Here is a 20,231-nt window from a genome sequence, read left to right as displayed (position 1 = left end):
GCCGGGCGCTGATATATTTCGAACCTATGTTCGGGGGATAAGATGTTAAAATCGGAACTGATCGAGCGTTTGGCGTCCGAATATCCGCATATGACGCAAAAAGACGTCGAACGGATCGTCAATCTGATTCTGGAATCCATGATCGAGACGCTGGAAAAAGGTGGTCGCGTCGAACTGCGGGGCTTTGGCGCTTTTTCAGTGCGTTCGCGCCCGGCACGAGTGGGCCGAAATCCGCGCACCGGGGAAGCGGTTTCTGTTCCCGCAAAGCACGTCCCCTTCTTTAAAAGCGGCAAGGAACTGCGTGAGCGTCTGAACCTGTCGGGCGACGATAACGAATAACAAACATAAAGAGGGGATGCCCATGAGCATTGTTTCGGAATTCAAGACCTTCCTGATGCGCGGCAATGTCATCGACCTTGCGGTCGGTGTCGTGATAGGCGGCGCGTTCGGCAAAATTGTCTCGTCTCTGGTGGACAATATTATTATGCCGCCGATCGGCCTGCTGACCGGTGGTGTCGATTTCTCAGACCTGAAAGTTGTTCTGAAAGCCGCCGAAGGGACCGCCCCGGAAGTCGCTATCAGCTATGGCATCTTTATCAATACGTTGATTCAGTTTGTCATTATTGGTGCGGCCATCTTCCTGGTGGTTAAGGCAATCAACCGCCTCTTCCCGCCGCCCGCCGCCCCGGTAGCCGATCCTGGCCCGTCAGAAAAGGACCTGCTCGCCGGCATTCTCGAAGAGCTGAAGAGGAAATAGGTCAAAGGCGCGGAGGGTTCCGCGCCTTTTTGTTTTAGCTAAACAGGGTTGTCAGGCCGATCAGTTCCAGATCTCGCGCCCGGATGAGATAGACCGGGATGTCCTGCATATAACCGCGAAGCCGACCCTTATCGTTGAAGCGGGCTTCAAAGGCGGGCCAGTCGATGAGATCGCTGATCAGTTCTATGTATTCGCCAGCCAGATAGATGCCTCCGCGCGCCCCAAGCATGAGGGCGGTATCGGAGGCCATGGCCGCCAGAAACCCCTGACTGAGGCTGACCGCTTCCATCGCCAGTGCATCACCGGTGTGGGCGAGCGCTACAACCTCGGCGGCATTGACGCGGCGGGTCCCGCCTTCATCGGTGTGGGCCAGAATTTCGTAGATTTCGGCTAGCCCTTGCATACTGACCACACGCTCGCGGGAGACATGGCCGTATTTGCGTTCGAGCCGCTCAAACAAAACGGCCTCGCGCGGCGACGTAATCGCGAGGTCCGCATGCCCGCCTTCGCACGGAAGAACGGTCGGGTGCCCCAGATCGTCCAGGATGATACCCGCCAGACCGAGGCCGCGTCCGGCCCCGACCAGTGCACGTGCCTGACCGTCTTCGCCCTCGCCACCACAGACCTTGACCAGTTCTGAACTGAACAGACGATCAACCGCCATTGCCTTGCACACGCAGTCATTGACGACATGCAGACGCTGAATGTTCAGAAGGTCACGTAAATGCTGACGGTCGATGCGATAGCCATGATTAGGCATGGAAAACCCACCATCCACTTCCCATCCGCAGGCCGAAACCGCCGCCGCCATCAGTTCCGGCTGGTTGTTGGCTTCAAGAAAATCGATTATGGAAGCGTTAAATTCTTCGATCGACTTACATGGATATAGGGTGGCCTCGGACGGGCGCGCACCCGGCGTTACCAGCGCCAGCTTCATGTGGGCACTGTTGGAGAGGTCGCTCAAAAGAACGGACGTCATATACTATCCCCTGTACGGTGCGCCGTTTATCCGGCGCGTCTTATGTGAATCAAGAATTGCCTCTAATTCTTGATTTTTCTTAAAGCTCGTCGCATCTGGCGTAAAAATCAAGGCATTTCATGGCGGTCAAGGCGAAAATCTGCGGTATTACGGATGATGTTAGCGCTCGCACCGCGATAGATGACAGCGCTGGCATGCTGGGCTTCATCTCATTTCCTAAAAGTCCGAGGCATCTTGACTTGGATCGAATGGCACAATTGATTGCAAATGCGACTGCCTATACTGCGCATGTGAATAAAGCCACCAAGTGCGTCAGCGTGCTCGTTGATCCGGATGATCTCTTGCTGGAGGCGATTACCCAGCAGGTGCGCCCAGATCTTATCCAGTTGCATGGCCATGAAAGCCCGGAGAGGGTCCGCCACATCCGCACGCGTTTCGGCATCCCGCTGATCAAGGCTATCAGCGTCGAGAGCCGTAGCGATGTGCTGTCGGCGCAGCCTTATGAAGAGATGGTCGAGCATCTCCTGTTCGATGCGAAGCCGCCGAAGGATGCCGCTCTACCCGGCGGGGTTGGCGCGCGATTCGACTGGACATTGATGGAGGGTTATCCTTCCGCACGCCCGTGGCTACTGGCCGGAGGGCTTACCCCCTGGAACGTCGCTGAGGCGGTTTCGCAGTCCAAAGCGAAGTTGGTAGATGTTTCTTCTGGTGTTGAGCGGGCACCGGGACTAAAAGACGCAGCACTGATCTCTCAGTTTCTCAAAGCCGTAAAAGAGATTTAATCCAAAAAGGATCTTTCACCGTGGATGATGCCATCCTGACCAATCGCTACAACATGCCTGACGCCAAAGGGCGTTTTGGTGAGTTCGGCGGGCTCTATGTCCCCGAAACCCTCATGCCGCTCGTTCTCGAACTGGGCGAAGCATGGGCACAGGCGAAGCAGGATCAGGCCTTCTGGGCGGAATATCATCACCTCCTGAAATACTTCGTCGGTCGCCCGAGCCCGCTCTATCTGGCGGAGCGTCTGACCGAGCATTTCGGCGGCGCTAAAATCTATTTCAAGCGCGAAGAGCTGAACCACACGGGCGCGCACAAAATTAATAACTGCATCGGTCAGATCCTGCTGGCGCGCCGGATGGGCCGCACGCGTATCATTGCTGAAACCGGTGCCGGCCAGCACGGCGTGGCGTCAGCCACGGTGTGTGCCAAGTTTGATCTTCCGTGTACGGTATATATGGGCGCGCTCGATGTTGAGCGTCAAAAGCCTAATGTTTTCCGGATGCAGCTGATGGGCACCAAGGTTCACCCGGTGACCAATGGTAATGGCACGCTGAAAGATGCTATGAACGAGGCGCTCCGTGACTGGGTCACCAATGTTCACGATACCTATTACATGATCGGGACCGCCGCGGGCATGCATCCCTATCCGGAGATGGTCCGCGACTTTCAGACCATCATCGGTAAAGAGACGCGCCAGCAAATTCTCGAGGCTGAGGGTCGTCTGCCTGACGCGGTGATAGCCTGTGTCGGCGGGGGATCAAACGCGATCGGCATGTTCCACCCCTTCATCGATGATGAGAGCGTCAAAATTGTCGGCGTCGAAGCTGCCGGTCACGGGCTTGATGTCTATAATGGCCACGCCGCCTCGCTGAACGGTGGCCGTCCGGGCGTGCTGCACGGCAACCGCACTTATTTGCTTCAGGATGAGGACGGTCAGATTCTCGAAGGTCATTCGATCTCAGCGGGTCTCGACTACCCGGGCATCGGGCCGGAACATGCGCACCTGTTTGATACGGGTCGCGCGCGTTACGTCTACGCCACCGACGAAGAGGCTCTGGAGGCGTTTCAGCTGACTTCCCGGCTCGAAGGCATTATTCCGGCGCTCGAATCCTCACACGCCATCGCCCGCCTGGGTGATCTGGCCAAGGAGATCGGTAAGGGCGGCGTCATCGTGCTCAACCTGTCGGGCCGGGGCGATAAGGACATTTTCACCGTAGCCAAGGCGCTCGGTCAGCAAATGGGGAATCTCTAACTGTGTCAGTCGCGCGTATCGACGCCCGCTTCGCCCAGCTTAAGGCGGGGAACCGGGCGGCATTTGTCTCCTACATTATGGCCGGCGATCCGGACCTCGAAACCTCTTTCGACCTGTTGAAAGGGCTCGTGAAGGCGGGTGCCGATATTATCGAGCTGGGCTTTCCCTTCTCTGACCCGATGGCGGAAGGCCCGATTATTCAGCTGGCCGCAGAACGTTCTCTGAAGAACGGCACGCGCATGGCGGACGTGTTCGCACTGGCTTCACGCTTTCGTGAAGCGGATGCCGAAACGCCCCTTATTCTGATGGGCTATATGAACCCCGTCGAGAATATGGGCTATCCGGCCTTTGCCGAAGCCTGCGCTAAGGCGGGCGTGGATGGGGTAATCGTCGTCGATTGTCCGCCTGAAGAGGCAGAGCGTCTGATTGATGAGCTGGACGCGGCTGATGTTGCCCTGATCCGTCTGATCACGCCGACCAGCGATGACAACCGTCTGAAAACGCTAGTAAAACGCACGAAGGGTTTTGTCTATTACGTGTCAGTGGCCGGGGTGACCGGCGTCAAGGAAGCCGATGCGGAGGGCATAAGCGAGGCCGTGGCCCACGTGCGCGGGGTCGCCAAGCTGCCTGTCGTCGTTGGCTTTGGCATTAAGACGCCGCAACGCGCTGCCGAAGTCGCTCGCATCGCCGATGGCAGCGTTGTCGGGTCGGTGCTCGTTGACGCAATAGCGAAATCTTTACTTGAAAATTCCCCATCCAGCACAAAAGTGCTGGAAACCGCGAGCCTTTTGGCTCAGGCTGTCCGTAACGCTAGAAACTAGGCCCTCAGACTGCAGGCCCCCGTCACTGAAAGGGATTGTTAACCCTTTCTTGGCAGGGCTCACCTCAGATAAACGCATAGATTTTTGAGCGCCTCCGGAGTTAGTGACCGTACATGGCCATTGCCGATAAATTAGCCAAGAGTAGACGCGCCTTGACGAATACCGCCCGACCCACGGACCGCCGCGATAGCGGTGGATGGCTCGCCAAGATTGCCCCCGGCGTCTCCAAATTTGTGTCCAAGCGTGAAACGCCCGAAAACCTGTGGGTCAAGGACCCCGATACGGGCGAGATGATCTACCGCCCCGACCTCGAAGCGTCGCTGTGGGTGACGCCGACGGGTCGGCACATGCGTATCAATGCTCAGACGCGTCTGTCCTTTACCTTTGATAACGGCGAATACGAGGCGCTCGATACGCCCGCCGTGCCCGAAGATCCGCTCCATTTTTCCGACGGCAAACCCTATTCGCAGCGCCTGAAGGCCGCGCGGGAAGCGTCCGGCGCCAAAGACACCATGCAGATCGGTTATGGCAAGGTATCGGATGTACCCTGCGTCGTGCTGGTTCAGGACTTTACCTTCATGGGGGGGTCGCTCGGAATGGCCGCGGGGGAAGCCTTTATTGCCGCCTGCCGCTACGCAGTGGAGCGTAAGGTGCCGTTGGTCGCCATCACGGCGTCGGGCGGGGCGCGGATGCAGGAAGGCACCCTGTCCCTGATGCAGCTCGCGCGCACGACGCTTGCCATTCAGGAACTGAAGGCCGCGCAGCTGCCCTATATCGTCGTCCTGACCGACCCGACCACGGGCGGAGTTTCGGCCTCCTACGCCATGCTGGGTGATATCCATCTGGCGGAGCCCGGCGCGCTGATCTGCTTTGCCGGACCGCGCGTGATCGAAACCACCATCCGCGAAAAGCTGCCCGAAGGCTTCCAGCGCGCCGAATATCTGGTGGATAAAGGCATGGTCGATCGCGTTGTCTCGCGTGCGGAGCTACCCGAGGTCCTGGGCGCCCTTATGTCCATGCTGATGGATGGCAAACGAAGGCAGGGTCATTGACACTGCACCCCTGACCGGGCGCAGGTGACGAGGGGGAGCCTGTGATGTTTGACCGTTGGCCGCTGATAAAATCCCTTTGTGCCTGCATCATTGGTGCGGGGGTGCTGGCATTGTTTTTTTCAATGATATCAATTATTTCCGTGTTGATAGACGGTATAGGCAAGCCAGAAAAGTTAGGTAGCATCTTAACGTATTCCTCGTCGCTTTCGGTTTTTTTTGCTTTTACCTACTTCTTCGTTTGCACACTTTTGCCGATGATTTTTATAGGCCTTCCCGTTCAAGCGCTTTTGCAGAAGTGTCAGCAAACGGGTTATTGGGTTCACGCCATTTGCTCGGTTGTGGGCGGAGCGCTAGCATCTTTGTTTTTGTTTCCCAGTCTGCCCTTAGCGGGCTTTTGTGCGGCCATAGGGCTTACTGCGGGCTCCGTGGCATGGGTCATCCGCCGACCGGATAAGGACGTACCAAAAGTCCTCCCTTAAGTCAGGGAGAGATGCTAAGTCAGGTTATGACCGACCGACTTTTGCCATTCGATGCGCCTCTGGAGAGGCTCAAAGCGCTTCATCCTAAAAAGATCGACCTGACGCTGGATCGTATGCTTCGGGTATGCTCGGCACTGGGTAATCCGCAGGACCGCCTGCCGCCGGTTATCCATGTGGCAGGCACCAACGGCAAGGGGTCGACCCTGGCGCTCCTTCGGGCCATGGCCGAAGCGCAGGGCTTGCGAGTGCACGTCTATACCTCGCCGCATCTGGTGCGCTTTGCCGAACGCATCCGTTTAGCCGGTCATCTGATCACAGACGATTATCTGGCCGATGTGTTAGATCGCGTCGAAAAGGCCAATGCCGGCGAGCCTCTGACCTTTTTTGAGGCGACGACCGCTGCCGCGTTTATGGCCTTTGCAGAGGTTGCGGCCGATGTGCTGCTACTTGAAACCGGGCTGGGTGGTTTGCTGGACGCGACCAATATCATCCGTGCACCGAAGATTACCATCATCGCGCCTGTTGATTATGATCATCAGGCCTTTTTAGGAAACGATCTCACCACCATCGCCAAGCAAAAGGCCGGAATCATCAAACCCGGTTGCCCGGTCATCAGCGCGCGTCAGGCCGATGAGGCTGAAGCCGTGATCGAACGCACCGCGCTGAAGGCGCGCAGCCCGCTCCATACGGCCGGGCAGGGCTTTGAGGCGCATGAAGAAAATGGTCGCCTCGTATTTCAGGATGAGGATGCCCTGCTGGACCTTAGCCTGCCGCGTTTGCCAGGCGAGCACCAGATCGACAACGCGGCGCTCGCTATTAAGGCTGCACGCCTCATGGGCTGGTCTTCAGATGCCATGGATCAGGGCCTGCAAAGCGCTGTGTGGCCTGCGCGCATGCAGCGCTTAAAGTCTGGCCCCCTGATATCGGCGCTTCCCGAAGGTTCGGAGCTCTGGCTCGACGGCGGACATAACCCGCACGCGGCGCGCGCCTTGCGCGCCCATATTGACCGGCTTCAGGCGCGAAATCCCAAGCCGTTATATTTGATCTGTGGGCTGATTAATACGAAAGACGCGACTGAGTTTTTTTCTCATTTTATAGGCCTTGATGCGCAGATCACGTGTGTAGGCTTTTCATCGGAAGCGGTCATTCCTCCCGCTGAGCTGGCTGCCAAGGCGGCCGTCAACGGATTTAAGGCGCAGGCTGAGCCGAGCGTGACGGAAGCGGTCCAGCAAATTAATGATGGTCCTGCCCGCGTCCTCATCTGTGGCTCTTTATACCTCGCAGGAGATGTCTTGGCCCTATCACCCGACACCTGGCCGTCCTAATGCGTTTAATCTCAGGTGGAGAAATAACCGAGGTTTGACGACGAGAAATTGCCAATCCTTGGAAGGATTGTGGGCAGTTCGCTTTCGGAGGCCCCAAACCAACGGGCGAGGGTTGATGCCATCTGATCGACGGATGTGGAGGGCAAGAGCCTGCCTTGACCCACCTGATCATCCGAACTTATCGACACTTGGGGCGCGGCGCCATAATAGCGTCCGCCTTTGACCGCCCCACCCATCACAAAGTGGTGCCCACCCCAGCCATGGTCAGAGCCGTCGCCATTGGAGGTAAGAGTCCGGCCAAAATCAGAGGCTGTGAACGTCGTCACCTGATTTTCAACCCCCAGTTCTACAGTGGCTGCGTAAAAGCTTGAAAGTGCCTCATCAATGAGCGCCAGAAGACTTGGATGGGTTTCCATCAATCCGTCATGCGTGTCAAAGCCGCCGAGTGAAACGAAGAACACCTGCCTCTTTGAGCCGAGTGCACTACGTGCACCGATCAGGCGCGCCACAATTTTCAGCTGATTTGCCAGGCTATTGGGTTTGTTATCCGTGTCGAATGAGGTCGTGAGCGTTATGGGGTTGAGGGCCGTATTAACGATGTCCTCCATAACCATCGAACGCTTTGTCACCTTGGTAAACTCGTTTTCAAGGACGTGGGCCCTGGGCTCTGTTATGAGGGTTTTGAGCACCTCTGACGCCCGGGAGGAGCCAAAACTTGCCCCTTTTGCCGCCCATATCGGAATCGCGCCACCCGGGCTGATCTGATATTGAAGCGCGTCATTGCCTGATAAAAACACGGCATTTCCCGATGCCGATATGCAGGTCAGAAGACTATTGGTGTTGCTCGAAAGGGCGAGATCCCCGATGCGGCCACCCCACCCGACGGTTGCACCTTCTGCGCCCAAAGCCTGCCATACCGATTGCTGATCATTATGGGAGAAGAGCTTTGGCGGAAGTGGCACAGCGCCCGACTGAAACTGAGCGCGGGTGACGGGAACGATCAGGGGGCCAACGTTAAGTTGGATTGCGAGTTTGCCGCTGTTGAACAACGCCGCCGTTTTGATGAGCGATGGCGCAAGTCCATAGCTGAGGTCGTCAGTTAAAGTCTGGTTGACGACGGGTCTTAGCGCTATGAGCTCGTCGAGACCGTAAGCGATCCCCCCTCGCTTTCGCCCACCTGCCCCGCCGCGGATGGCGCTGTAGCGATCATAGTTTGGAATATCTGTTGGGATAAGCGTATTGTGACAGTCATTGCCCCCATAGAGGAAAATGCAGACTAACGCTTTGTAATCACTAGCGGAGAATGCGGCCGCCTCTCCAGCGGCAGCGAGGCTCATAGCCATAGGCGCCGCAAGGCCCATTCCCCCTAAAGCGCCGGCGCGGGCCAGAAAAACACGACGACTAACATTTTGGATCGACGAGGTGTTCATCTGCGGGCTCATTTCTGAACGAGATATTCGGGCGAGGCCATTACAAGTAAGATCGCGCTATAGATGCGATCAAGCTTGGCGGTTTCCGAAGAGGTTGAGGTCAGGGGTTGAGCGTCAAGGGCTGACTGAATGAGGTCGAGTGTGGTGCCAGAGACCTGACCTGCGGCGAGATAGAGATTGAGCCAGTCGAGCAGTTCGCGGGGCTGATGCGCGATGGCGATGATCGCACTATAATCTGGCTTTACGTCCTGATATCCCGACTTGATGACGGAAGTCAGGAAGTTAAGGTATCCAGCCGTCGTTGTTTCATTATGGATCTGAAACTCTGGTGCGACCAATTGATTGGCGGACAACGCTGTTTGCGGCGGAACATAGCCGGGTCGAAAAAAATTGAACACAGAGGGCGATCGCAAGGGACTTTGCCCTAAGCCCCAATCACCGTTTGAGGTGTCATAGATTTCCCATTTCCCCGTGAGGCTCGACACCTGGAAGGTTCTGGCCCATTGCGCGAAGCGCACAATTGGTTCTCTCAATTTCCCAGCGGTGACGCCTCCGGACAAGGTTCTTGCCTCAGGATCGAGAAGAATGGCGCGCCACAGAGATTTCATGTCACCTCTCACGCCTGTTCCATTATTGACAAAAGCCGCAGCCACGCGGCCCACATAGGCGGGCGATGGGTTCGAGGTCACAAGCCTCTGTATCATTTGCTTTGCTACAAAGGGCGGCGTGTTGGGATGATTAAAAAGCGTGTCGAGCGCAATCTTTAAAGCCTCTGTGCCCGAAGTATTTGCCGGTATGGTTACGCCTAGAAAGGATATGGCCTCATTCGAGTGTTTCGCCGCATCAAGTTTCATTCGGTCGCGGCTGAATTCCGGGGACGGGATCTTGTAGGTCAACCAAGGGACCGATTGCCAGGTCACGCGGTCGTAATTCCAGTCGTAGCCCGTAAAGACCTTTGCGAGGTTGGTAATATCGGATTGGCTGTAAGTGTCTTGCGTTTTGCCCTGCGCATCGAGCTTAGGCGTTCCGTCACTATTGAGCTGCGTCAGCCCGATAGTGAATAACTGCATGATCTCGCGAGCGTAGTTCTCGTCAGGTACACGCCCGGTGGCTGGGTCTGCCTTTTGGTTTCCGCGGGTATTAAGGTAAAATCCCATGGCCGGGTTAAGGGTGATCTCCTCAAGAAGCGTGCGATAATTGCCAAAAGCCTGAGCGTTCAGAAGATCCCAGTAGGCGGCGATGACGTAAGGGGGCCAAAAACCGTCAATGGGATTTAAAGACACAACCAGCATTTCGGATAAGGCAAGAGCACAGCGTTTCCGAAACTGGTCCTCACCCGCCATCAGCATTCGCCATGCCATCCAGTCCCCTGGGACTGGATTGAAATATTTATCCTTTTCGTCAGGTATGTAGAAGTTTCTTGAGTCTAGCCACGCAGTCGCCGACTGGCTTTGGGGTGCTGAAAACTGTTGGGTCAGCCATCCTTCAAAGCCTAAGGTTCTGACGTTTTGAACATCTGAGGGCGAACACGAGAACTGAGCCTGCAGGAGAAATCGAGCGGCTTCGAACGGCGTGTAGCTTAGGGTGGTCGGGGATGGGGGTGTGGGAGCGGCTGTTGTTGCACTCCCGCCGCCCCCACCTCCGCCACAGGCGCTTAAAAGGGGAAGCGCAATCGTGCTTACCTTGAGCGCAGCTAATGAACCGCGGTCGGACGAACTAAAAAAGCCTGGGGTTTCCAAGCAAACGGGTTCTTGCCGCTCTTTTTCCACTTCGCGCCTCGCATTGTAGAGCGAGGACGGAGCTTAGCTACAAGGCGTTTAACACAATGCAAATGTTGATCGCACCTCGACGATCTCATCGCAAAACAGCGTTCACACAAGCCGGGCTAATGATCGCGCTCTCGCCTTAGAGGATCCCGACAAATCATTTCGGTGATACGATTGCGGTGTTGTCGAATAAACAGAGGCCCCGCTCTCTTGCCCCGTAAGTAAAAGATCTGAAAAATACCGGATAGTGTGTTCCAGACCGCGCTCCAATGTCACCGTCGGCACCCAATTAAGAAGTTCACGTGCATATGTGATATCTGGGCGTCGTTGTTTTGGATCATCAGCTGGCAACGCTTCAAAGGATATCGGCGCATTTGAACCTGTAAGACGGACCACAGAATTAGCCAGTTCGACCATCGAATATTCCTCAGGATTTCCAATGTTGATCGGGCCTGTCACGTTCTCATCAGTTGCCATAAATGCAATAAGTGCGGTCACGAGGTCATCAACGTAACAAAAGCTACGGGTCTGCAGTCCGTCACCGTAAAGTGTTATTGGTGACCGGGTTAAAGCTTGGACGATGAAGTTCGATACAACCCTCCCATCATTGAGCTGCATTCGCGGTCCGTATGTGTTGAAAATGCGCACGACCTTGATGGGCAGATTGTGTTGTCGGCGGTAGTCAAAGAAAAGCGTCTCGGCACATCGCTTTCCCTCATCATAACAGGCTCGTGGTCCAATGGGATTCACATGCCCTCTATAGCTTTCTGGCTGCGGATGGATCTCTGGATCGCCGTACACCTCACTGGTAGAGGCCTGAAGGATTCTCGCCCGAGTGCGTTTGGCGAGGCCCAGCAAATTTATTGCTCCCAGAACGTTGGTTTTGGTAGTTTGAACGGGGTCACTTTGATAGTGCACCGGCGAGGCGGGGCAAGCAAGATTGTAAATTTCATCTACTTCTACATAGAGCGGGAGCGTTACGTCGTGCCGAAGCAGCTCGAACCGAGGGTGCGGAAGAAGATGAGCAATATTTTGCCGGCGACCTGTGTGAAAATTGTCGACGCAAAGGACTTCTTCACCCATCTCTATCAGTCGATCACAGAGATGAGACCCGAGAAAGCCCGCGCCACCTGTAACCAATATTCGTTTGGGTTGTTTCGCCAAAGGTTTTAGTTTTGTCTTTCTGGGCAATCTAATTACCTATCCAACGCATTCTAAGTGAGGAATTGTATCTCTGCCGTCGCGTCCACTGTCCGGTTGAAATTCCTTTGTCACGCTGGGAGAAAAGTCTTCGATTGCAAATTTGCTTCGTTGAAGTCCGAGAAGTGATTTTATTTTTCTGCGAATTTTTTTTGGAACAACACGCGTCCGTAATACTGAACTAATTAGCCTTGGGGTAATTGAAACAATTCCAAAAAAATCTTCTTTTGCAACACTCGAAGAGTATCGAAAAAAAGATATTAGGTCGTTGCAGCTTGCGCTTCTTTGTAACAACCATAATTTCATATCTCTGATATGGAGATCAGCTTCTGTCTTGTAATCCGGGCTTGAGAGAACTATTTCGTTTAACGCATGGGTGCAGCTCTTCAGCATTCTTTCGGCGTTAGAGGACATATTGTTGTCGAGTATCCGATACCCCACGAGAACCTCTGGAACGAGGGCTATTTCGAAGTTGGACGCAACTCGAAGGGCTATGAGCAGGTCTTCGCACCCTTGTGCACCTAGATCTCTAAGTTTCGGTTCAAACCCCCGTGCATGTTCGTAGGCCTTCCGCGTCAGAAGCATCGAGCTGCCATTACCTATAAAATTTCGTCGGCAAAGAGCGCGCAACACTTTGCCCTCCTGAAGTGGTTTGAACGGCTCAGTGAGGTAAAAATCTGCGTCATCAATTTGAGCAAACCAGCAGTAAACCAGGCCTATTTCTGCGGACCCTTGGACGCCCGGTTCTGAGCGTAACCGACTCAACTGCTTTTCAAGTTTATCATTTCGCCAAAGGTCGTCGGCGTCGATAAAAGCAAGAAGATTCGCAGGGGTGTTTTTGGCGCCGGTGTTTCTGGCAGCGGCTACGCCCGAATTGGGCTGATAAATGAGCCGAATGCGTGGGTCTGCTTCTGCCACTGCTTCTACAATCGCGCCGCTGCCGTCCGTGGACCCATCGTCTACGACGATGATGTCCAAGTTTCGGTGGGATTGGACACAAATGCTTTTCAGTGTTTGTGCTATCGTGGCCGCCGCATTATACATTGGCACGACGACGCCCACTAAGTCTTGATGTTCTGTCATGACACGTCGTGGTTGGATTTTCAGTGACATTACACCATGAAGGTAAATATTTATGCCCATTCGCCTATATGGTATGGTTAGCAAAATAATTATCCATTCAGGATACCCATCAGGACGTACAGGACGCCAAAAACGATATTAGAACTTTTTAATTGTATTGAAGAATTGCGATCGATGGGGCTTCGAAGGAATGAAAACAGCTTTAATTACTGGGGGCGCCGGCTATATCGGGTCCCATACGGCGAAGGCGTTTCACGCTGCGGGGTGGCAGGTCGTCAGTTTTGATAGCCTCGTACGAGGCAATGAACACCTGGTGAAATGGGGGCCCCTCATCCGGTCAGATATCTCCGATCAAGACGCTGTAGCCGAAGTTGTGGCCGCTTATCGCCCGGACGTATGTGTACATTTCGCCGCTTTTGCCTATGTCGGCGAGTCAATGCAGGATCCTGCTATTTATTATCTAAACAATGTTAGTAAAACTGTATCCCTTTTTGAGTCATTGCGTATTAATGGTCTAAATAGGGTCATATTTTCTAGTACATGTGCGACATATGGGCGCCCGAATTATATTCCAATAGATGAAGTTCATCCACAAATGCCGGTGAATACCTATGGGTATACGAAACTCATAGGAGAAGAGATCTTATCGTCCTATTCTAGGTCCTACGGATTTGCCTCGACATCTCTACGCTACTTCAACGCCGCTGGCGCGGATCCCGACGGGCAGACCGGAGAATGCCATGACCCAGAAACCCATGCAGTCCCATTGGCCATTCGTGCTGCATTAAGAGGAACGCCTTTCTATATCTTTGGAACAGACTTTGATACTCCAGATGGTACGGCAGTACGTGACTACACTCACGTTTCAGATTTGGCTCAGGCACATCTGTTGGCGGCGGAGCGGCTGCTGGGGCGCGATTTACCTGAGGCCAATGCCTTCAATCTTGGCACGGGGATAGGTACGTCTGTGAGGGAGCTCGTTGAAATTGTCGAGCGCGAGACCGGGCGCAAAATTGACGTCGTCGAACAGGGACGTCGTGATGGCGATCCTGCAATTCTTGTTGCCTCCCCCCTTAGGGCGAAGGCGCACCTGGGTTGGAAACCTCTCTATTCGACAAAAGACATGATTAAGACAGCAATGAACTGGGATCTCATATCGCAGCTTAAAATTTAGACTGATCCTATAAATCTGAGAATTCGATAATGTGATCTATGTGCGGTATGGTTTCTGGTCTGTGTGTAATTATAATCACTGCACGGTCTCTGAATTCTTCAAGAACCCGGTGATATATGGATCTCTCAAGATCAGAATGAACAGCGCTAAGCGCTTCATCAAGGATAAGAATCCGTGGATTGCCGTATAACGCTCGTGCTAATCCCACACGCTGACGTTGGCCTCCCGATAGGCTTTTCCCTCTTTCGCCGACCTTTGTTTCTAACCCGTCCTCTAGTACCTCTATGAGCTCTTCTAACTCACAAATCTCAATAACTTTCTCTAACGCTATTGGAGAATTGGGTTTTCTGAAAAAGGTTATATTATCTTTGATTGATCCGTTCAGGAGATCAACGTCCTGGCCGGCGAGACTGACGTGCTTCCTCCATTGCCCGATGGGGATGGAATTAAGGGATGTTCCTGCTAAAACGATTTCGCCTTCGCTCGGCTCATACAATCGTGTGAGGAGATTGACCGCGGTTGATTTGCCAGTTCCGCTATTGCCCTTGATTAGCGTGACCCCTCTTAAAGGTACTTCAAAAGAGGCGTGGTCAATGACGCGGCGTTTGCCATTTTCGAAATTAAAACTGAGATTTTTGAAATAAATTTTTTCACCCGATGGTAAGGAAAGTTCGTAAGGGGTGTCGATATCTTGCAAGGGGGCGAGACGCGGATCTACAAAGTCTGCGATGGCTTTGAGCGACGCAAGATTCCCTGCAAGGCTCAACCGATTTGCATCCGCCTCTTTGACGCTTGGCTGCAGCCTGTATAGGAGAAGAAGTGCTGTGAGGGCGGACGGCATGTCCACGCCCATTATCGACGCAATCGCTACTAAACTGCCCAATATCAGTATGTAGACGAGCTCGGTGAAGGCTCCCTGCATTCCGTAAAACCGATCACTTTCTTCAAACAGCGCCTTAGCGTGTGACGAGAGAGTCGCGAAATTGCCTGAGCGATGCCCGACCACGTCGAAGACTCTGAGTGTGCGCATTGTTTGAATGTCGTTGACCGTCGCATCGGAAAGTTTGGCGTTGGAATCGATAATCTTCTCGCTCAGTCGCCTCGCAAACTGTCCAAGCCCTTTTGTCAGAAAGATAAACACGCCGCCTGCCACGCAGGCAAGTATTGCTATTTGCCAAGAGGCGAGCAAAACAAAGATGCCAAAGATAAGAATTGCGCCGATGTTAACGGCGAGGCGACTGAAGGTAAACGCAGCGTCAGCCGGCGCCCAACTTTCAGAAAGGATAAGATTTGACAGTTCCGTAGAGTCCCTTTTATGAAAGTTTTGAAGCGGCCACTTCATAAACCGATCGAACATCTCGACGCGGACGTCGTGGCTTATTTGGTGCCGCATTTTCGACGCGCCATACCCGTAAAGGCTGACGCATGCACCCTTGAACACAATGAGGGCGACTATCAAAAGCCCCAGGGCTACGGCTGAATCTCCGAATAGGTGTCGATAGGTCTCGTAAAAGTGAGACAAAAATCCTGACACATTGTCAGTTCGGTTAGACATTAGAAGTGTGAGCATCATAACGGCTAGGCTGATGCCCAGCGTCTCCGCAAGCGACGAGACCAGACCCAGAATGGTCAGCATAGACACACGTGGCCAGTACCGGCCGTAGAGACGCAGAAACATCCCGTAAATTGATGATCTGATCCTTCGCTCGGTCATCTTCAAAGGACCTGCTCAAGATAGTGGCCACCGGGACGGCCCTTATTCCGTCTATGTCGCAGCCAGGTTTGCGGGGAGAGCGCAAGAGCCTTCAAGGTGGCTTTGGGACTTTCGTGCCAAAGCGCTGCAATAAGGCCGCTTATCGTGTCGAAGTCGCCTGTCGCTATGGCACGCCCGAGGAGCCACTTTATCAGATAGAGTCTGCCGAAGCGAAACTCACTCGGGTACGTAGAGCCATAGATGGCTTTGAATGGGTTCATTGCCAGATCATATGACCGAAGCATTCGAACGCCGTTGCTCGACATGTTACCTAAAATCCATCTATAGCCAGTAAGATACCGTTTAACGACGCCAAATTTCCAATGGCGCGCAATTGCGAAGTAAAGTTTTAAGTCCTCGCAGCCCTGAGCGCCCTTGTCGCCTAGCGTTGGATCATAACCGCCTACCTCAAGAAGACAGGTTTTGCGAATTAACGGGGAAGACCCATTGCCTACAAGGTTGCCCATGCACATGCGGCGCAGCACGTCCCCTTCTTCCTGGTGGCGATCAGAGTAACCAATAATTCGGCTAGTCTCGTCTATCACGCAATACCAGGTGTATATTAGGCCGGTCTGTGGCCCGCTCTCGCCCATAAGGGCGACCTGGCTCTCGATTTTTTCAGGGTGCCAAAGATCATCTGCATCCACCGGTGCGATCAGCCCGCCCTTGGCAGCCTCAATCCCGAGATTTCTTGCACGAGCCACGCCTCCGTTCGAAGCCGTGATAAGCCGAATTCTAGAATCTTCCTTGCTTTTTCGAAGAACCTTCTCCGCCGTATCATCGGTCGAGCCATCATCTACGACGATTATGTCGAGGTACCGCCAAGTCTGCGCACAGACGCTCGCAAGGGTTTCATCGATAGTGGGGCTCGCATTATAGGCGGGTATAATTACAGATACGAGTTCGTTCATTGCGTTTTTCTATGGCGAAAATAATATAGAAAGCCAAGGAGAGACCCAGTTATCTCATCAACGATTGTACATCTCCGGTCAGTATCATTGGTAAAAAACGTCAGTTTAAAATAATACTTTGGTATAGAAAGAAATAATCTCCTGATATTTCCAAAATCATTCCATTTTTCAAACTGAACTAATAGTCCGACCACATGTCCGCACATATATGAATGAATTTGTTGTTTTAGTGCGGAAATGTCCGATCTATGGTGGTGTCGAACAACCGCCATTGGCTCGTATGCGCATTTGTATCCGGACGAAATTATTCTATACCAATATTCAGAGTCCTCTGAACATCCTGAAGCGCCGGCGCCAAGACGCGTATCAAATAAGCCAAATTTGAAGAACGCCTCTTTTCGGAAAGCCATGTTCACCCCCGCGCCGATGCGCCAACACGGGTAACCCTTTCCTTTGTATTTTTTAAAATGGGAGGAGTCAAAAATTTGGGGATTGAACCCTTGATTAAAGGACCAATGTTTTTCGAAGATCCATTGTGCTTGCGTATCTAAACGCGCGGGCAAAACGATACCTGTTGCTGCCATAACATCAGGGTCATGAAACGCTTTCACGATCTCCTGAATCCAATGTGGGTCCACTTCTGCATCGTCGTCAGTGAAAACCAGAAAGTCTCCCTTTGCAGCCTTTACACCTGCATTGCGCGCGTGACTTAGGCCCGCCCGATCTTCCCGGACGTATACAACGCGATGTGCGGAAGCCACGATTTGTGTCCGAGAGTCGCTGGGCGCGTTGTCAACAACGATAACTTCATCTGGGGGCCTCACCTGAAGGGCAAGGCTTTCAAGGCAGGTGGATAAAGCCTCCGGTCTGTCATGAGTGCAGATGATTACGCTTACAGAGCCGGCTACCTCACGACCTCGGGAAGGTTTATCAGCGCAAAATGCCATGGACGACGGGAGGCTGACCTCGTCTCGTAGCGCCCATCGCTGACATACAGGTCTACGACCCGACCAATAGATATAGAGCGCTCGCTCTTCATCTGATGCCGCACTTTCCGATCCGATTGTCTCAACGGATTCGTGGACGATACGCGCATATGGGAGACTGATTTGCATGAAGATAGCATAATCAGGAGCGAAGAATTTATTGTTAATTCGTCGCCCAGATTTGTCCCACTAGGCTGTTCATTCTCGTCTCTGCATCTCATACGATGCCAGTTGATTTCCGGATAATGGCGTGAAGTGAGACATTACCCCATTATCCGGAATTCTAATGCACCGCTACTAGGAATCTAGGAACGAGCGCAATTTGCGCGAGCGGCTGGGGTGCTTAAGTTTGCGCAACGCTTTCGCCTCAATCTGACGGATACGTTCGCGCGTCACCGAGAACTGCTGACCCACCTCTTCAAGTGTGTGGTCGGTGTTCATCCCGATGCCAAACCGCATCCGCAGTACCCGCTCCTCACGCGGCGTCAGAGACGCCAGCACGCGCGTGGTGGTTTCGCGAAGGTTCGACTGGATCGCCGCGTCGATAGGCAGGACGGCGTTCTTGTCTTCGATGAAATCGCCCAGGTGCGAATCCTCTTCGTCCCCGATAGGGGTTTCGAGCGAGATAGGCTCTTTGGCGATCTTCAGAACCTTGCGCACCTTCTCCAGCGGCATGGCCAGCTTCTCCGCCAGTTCTTCCGGGGTCGGTTCGCGGCCGATCTCGTGCAGCATCTGACGCGAGGTCCGAACGATCTTGTTGATTGTCTCGATCATGTGCACCGGGATACGGATGGTGCGCGCCTGATCGGCAATCGAACGTGTTATCGCCTGGCGAATCCACCAGGTGGCATAGGTCGAGAACTTGTAGCCGCGGCGATATTCGAACTTATCGACGGCCTTCATAAGACCAATATTGCCTTCCTGAATAAGATCGAGGAACTGCAAACCGCGGTTGGTGTACTTCTTGGCAATCGAGATCACGAGACGCAGATTGGCTTCGACCATTTCGGTCTTGGCCTGGCGCGCTTCGCGTTCACCCTTTTGAACCGTCTGGACGATGCGGCGATAGTCATCAACCGCAACGCCCATATCGGTGGCGAGTTGGATGATGTCGGCGCGAATCCGGCCGATAGGACCGGCTTCGTTATCGGAAAACTTCTGCCAGCGTACACCCAATTCGCGGACTTTATCCGTCCACTGAGGATCAAGCTCGCGGTGGTAGTAGTTCTGCAGGAATTCCTGACGCGAAATGCCGTAGGAGTCGGCCAGACGCAGAAGACGACCTTCCAGCGACATCAGGCGCTTATTGATCGTATAGAGCTGCTCAACCAGAGCTTCGATACGCTGATTGTTGAGCTTTAGGGTCTTGAGGTGGCGCGTAATGGCCGAGGTGACCTCATCATAGGCCGCCTTATCCGCCGGATCGACGGGCAAGCCTTCAAGGCGCGCGCCCAGAATGCGTTCTTGAAGACCGCGATAGGTTTCGAACTCACCGGCAATGGCGTCAAGCGTCGCCATCACGCCTTCGCGTAGTTCCGATTCCATCGCCGACACCGAAGGACCGGCGCCGTCGTCAAAATCATCTTCCTCTTCTTCTTCCGGCTGAGGCTTCTTCTCTTCCTCATCCATCGGGACGTAATCGTCATCGTCCTCTTCGCCGTCTGCCTTCTTTTTGGGTTCCGGCTTCTTCGCCTCAACCTTAGGCTCCGGCTTCGGCTCCGGCTTAGGCTCTGGAGCTTTCACGACAGGCTCTGGCGCGCGCATGGCGATCGGCGCGTCGGCATCTTCTTCTTCACCCTCATCGTCAAGCGCGCCCGGGGGCGGGCCTTCGGACGGGCCACCGCCATAGGTTCCTTCAAGGTCGATGATTTCGCGCAGCAGGATGCGGCCCGATTCAAGTTCCTCGCGCCAGATCATGATGGCTTCGAAGGTCAGAGCCGATTCACACAGGCCTCTGATCATGGTGTCGCGACCGGCTTCGATGCGCTTGGCGATAGCGATTTCGCCTTCGCGCGACAGAAGCTCGACCGAGCCCATTTCGCGCAGATACATGCGAACAGGATCATCGGTGCGGTCATAGGACGAGGTCTTTTCTGCGACGACCACGCCGCCGGTTTCCTCGCGTACCGCGATCTCGCCACCTTCGGTCGCTTCCTCTTCGGAATCGACAACGTTCACGCCCATCTCTGTGAGCATGGCCAGGGTGTCTTCAATCTGCTCCGAAGTGAACTCTTCGGACGGCAGCACCTTGTTCAGCTCGTCCATCGTGACGTAGCCGCGGGCCTTCGCATTCTTGATGAATTTCTTGACGCCGGCATCGGTCAGGTCGAGAAGGGGGCCGTCAGAGGGCGTATCGGCTTCGGGTTTTTCCGTCGCTGTGCTCATCTATCTCTCCGCCCATGACGCAACAGTCATGAGACCTTGGAACCAGATGCGGCATTTTTGCCGCACCAAACCTATATTTACGAAGAAGATCAACGAAG

At 54.0% G+C, this 20,231-nt stretch carries 17 protein-coding genes and 1 pseudogene; 9 read left to right on the top strand and 9 right to left on the bottom strand.

Annotation, left to right across the window (positions count from 1 at the left end; genetic code table 11):
- The first annotated feature begins 42 nt into the window (after positions 1 to 42).
- A complete protein-coding gene (locus AACH73_RS11205) occupies positions 43 to 339 on the top strand; it encodes an integration host factor subunit beta (protein WP_013479844.1) in 297 nt (98 codons plus the stop codon).
- 22 nt (positions 340 to 361) lie between these two features.
- Positions 362 to 757: a large-conductance mechanosensitive channel protein MscL gene (gene mscL, locus AACH73_RS11200; protein ID WP_272739687.1), complete on the top strand. Its 396-nt coding sequence runs from the start codon at positions 362 to 364 to the stop codon at positions 755 to 757.
- Between the two features lie 34 nt (positions 758 to 791).
- Here the strand turns inward: mscL and AACH73_RS11195 are convergent, their stop codons facing one another.
- Positions 792 to 1,736 (bottom strand): glucokinase, encoded by a 945-nt coding sequence (locus AACH73_RS11195; protein ID WP_338735006.1) that lies wholly within the window; start codon positions 1,734 to 1,736, stop codon positions 792 to 794.
- Between the two features lie 119 nt (positions 1,737 to 1,855).
- Between AACH73_RS11195 and AACH73_RS11190 the strand changes: the two genes are divergently transcribed.
- From AACH73_RS11190 to AACH73_RS11165, 6 genes are all read left to right on the top strand, one after another.
- A complete protein-coding gene (locus AACH73_RS11190; protein ID WP_338735005.1) occupies positions 1,856 to 2,518 on the top strand; it encodes a phosphoribosylanthranilate isomerase in 663 nt (220 codons plus the stop codon).
- Between the two features lie 53 nt (positions 2,519 to 2,571).
- The gene (gene trpB, locus AACH73_RS11185; RefSeq protein WP_338735732.1) at positions 2,572 to 3,768 is read left to right on the top strand and encodes a tryptophan synthase subunit beta; all 1,197 of its coding nucleotides are present in this window, start codon (positions 2,572 to 2,574) and stop codon (positions 3,766 to 3,768) included.
- 2 nt (positions 3,769 to 3,770) lie between these two features.
- A complete protein-coding gene (gene trpA, locus AACH73_RS11180; RefSeq protein ID WP_338735003.1) occupies positions 3,771 to 4,589 on the top strand; it encodes a tryptophan synthase subunit alpha in 819 nt (272 codons plus the stop codon).
- A gap of 113 nt (positions 4,590 to 4,702) precedes the next feature.
- Positions 4,703 to 5,641 (top strand): acetyl-CoA carboxylase carboxyltransferase subunit beta, encoded by a 939-nt coding sequence (locus AACH73_RS11175; RefSeq protein ID WP_338735002.1) that lies wholly within the window; start codon positions 4,703 to 4,705, stop codon positions 5,639 to 5,641.
- Positions 5,642 to 5,685: 44 nt separating this feature from the next.
- Positions 5,686 to 6,120 carry a hypothetical protein gene (locus tag AACH73_RS11170; protein WP_338735001.1) on the top strand — a complete coding sequence of 145 codons (435 nt, stop codon included), beginning with the start codon at positions 5,686 to 5,688 and terminating at the stop codon, positions 6,118 to 6,120.
- Positions 6,121 to 6,146: 26 nt separating this feature from the next.
- The gene (locus tag AACH73_RS11165; protein WP_338734999.1) at positions 6,147 to 7,445 is read left to right on the top strand and encodes a folylpolyglutamate synthase/dihydrofolate synthase family protein; all 1,299 of its coding nucleotides are present in this window, start codon (positions 6,147 to 6,149) and stop codon (positions 7,443 to 7,445) included.
- A gap of 11 nt (positions 7,446 to 7,456) precedes the next feature.
- Here AACH73_RS11165 and AACH73_RS11160 read toward each other — a convergent pair whose 3' ends face one another.
- From AACH73_RS11160 to AACH73_RS11145, 4 genes and pseudogenes are all read right to left on the bottom strand, one after another.
- Positions 7,457 to 8,875 carry a DUF1501 domain-containing protein gene (locus AACH73_RS11160; RefSeq protein ID WP_338734998.1) on the bottom strand — a complete coding sequence of 473 codons (1,419 nt, stop codon included), beginning with the start codon at positions 8,873 to 8,875 and terminating at the stop codon, positions 7,457 to 7,459.
- Between the two features lie 8 nt (positions 8,876 to 8,883).
- The gene (locus AACH73_RS11155) at positions 8,884 to 10,614 is read right to left on the bottom strand and encodes a DUF1800 domain-containing protein (RefSeq protein ID WP_338734997.1); all 1,731 of its coding nucleotides are present in this window, start codon (positions 10,612 to 10,614) and stop codon (positions 8,884 to 8,886) included.
- A gap of 249 nt (positions 10,615 to 10,863) precedes the next feature.
- Positions 10,864 to 11,805: pseudogene (locus AACH73_RS11150) on the bottom strand (UDP-glucuronic acid decarboxylase family protein); the annotation flags it as partial.
- 36 nt (positions 11,806 to 11,841) lie between these two features.
- Positions 11,842 to 12,954, bottom strand: a complete 1,113-nt coding sequence (locus tag AACH73_RS11145; protein WP_338734996.1) for a glycosyltransferase family 2 protein — start codon at positions 12,952 to 12,954, stop codon at positions 11,842 to 11,844.
- A gap of 160 nt (positions 12,955 to 13,114) precedes the next feature.
- On the opposite strand from AACH73_RS11145, the gene galE reads away from it, so the two are divergent.
- A complete protein-coding gene (galE, locus tag AACH73_RS11140) occupies positions 13,115 to 14,098 on the top strand; it encodes a UDP-glucose 4-epimerase GalE (RefSeq protein WP_338734995.1) in 984 nt (327 codons plus the stop codon).
- 7 nt (positions 14,099 to 14,105) lie between these two features.
- Here the strand turns inward: galE and AACH73_RS11135 are convergent, their stop codons facing one another.
- The 4 genes from AACH73_RS11135 to rpoD form a co-directional block, all read right to left on the bottom strand.
- On the bottom strand, positions 14,106 to 15,734 hold the full coding sequence (locus tag AACH73_RS11135) for an ABC transporter ATP-binding protein (RefSeq protein ID WP_338734994.1): 1,629 nt from the start codon (positions 15,732 to 15,734) through the stop codon (positions 14,106 to 14,108).
- Between the two features lie 80 nt (positions 15,735 to 15,814).
- The gene (locus AACH73_RS11130) at positions 15,815 to 16,762 is read right to left on the bottom strand and encodes a glycosyltransferase family A protein (RefSeq protein ID WP_338734993.1); all 948 of its coding nucleotides are present in this window, start codon (positions 16,760 to 16,762) and stop codon (positions 15,815 to 15,817) included.
- A complete protein-coding gene (locus AACH73_RS11125; protein ID WP_338735731.1) occupies positions 16,759 to 17,709 on the bottom strand; it encodes a glycosyltransferase in 951 nt (316 codons plus the stop codon). Before AACH73_RS11125 ends, AACH73_RS11130 begins: the two co-directional genes overlap by 4 nt.
- Positions 17,710 to 18,045: 336 nt before the next feature.
- Positions 18,046 to 20,133: an RNA polymerase sigma factor RpoD gene (rpoD, locus tag AACH73_RS11120; RefSeq protein ID WP_272739680.1), complete on the bottom strand. Its 2,088-nt coding sequence runs from the start codon at positions 20,131 to 20,133 to the stop codon at positions 18,046 to 18,048.
- Positions 20,134 to 20,231: the final 98 nt, after the last annotated feature.

The sequence above is a fragment of the Asticcacaulis sp. DW145 genome, assembly GCF_037101385.1.
Classification (GTDB): Bacteria; Pseudomonadota; Alphaproteobacteria; order Caulobacterales; family Caulobacteraceae; genus Asticcacaulis; species Asticcacaulis currens.
Note: the sequence above shows the minus strand (reverse complement) of the source record. Positions and strands in the feature narration are given on the sequence as shown.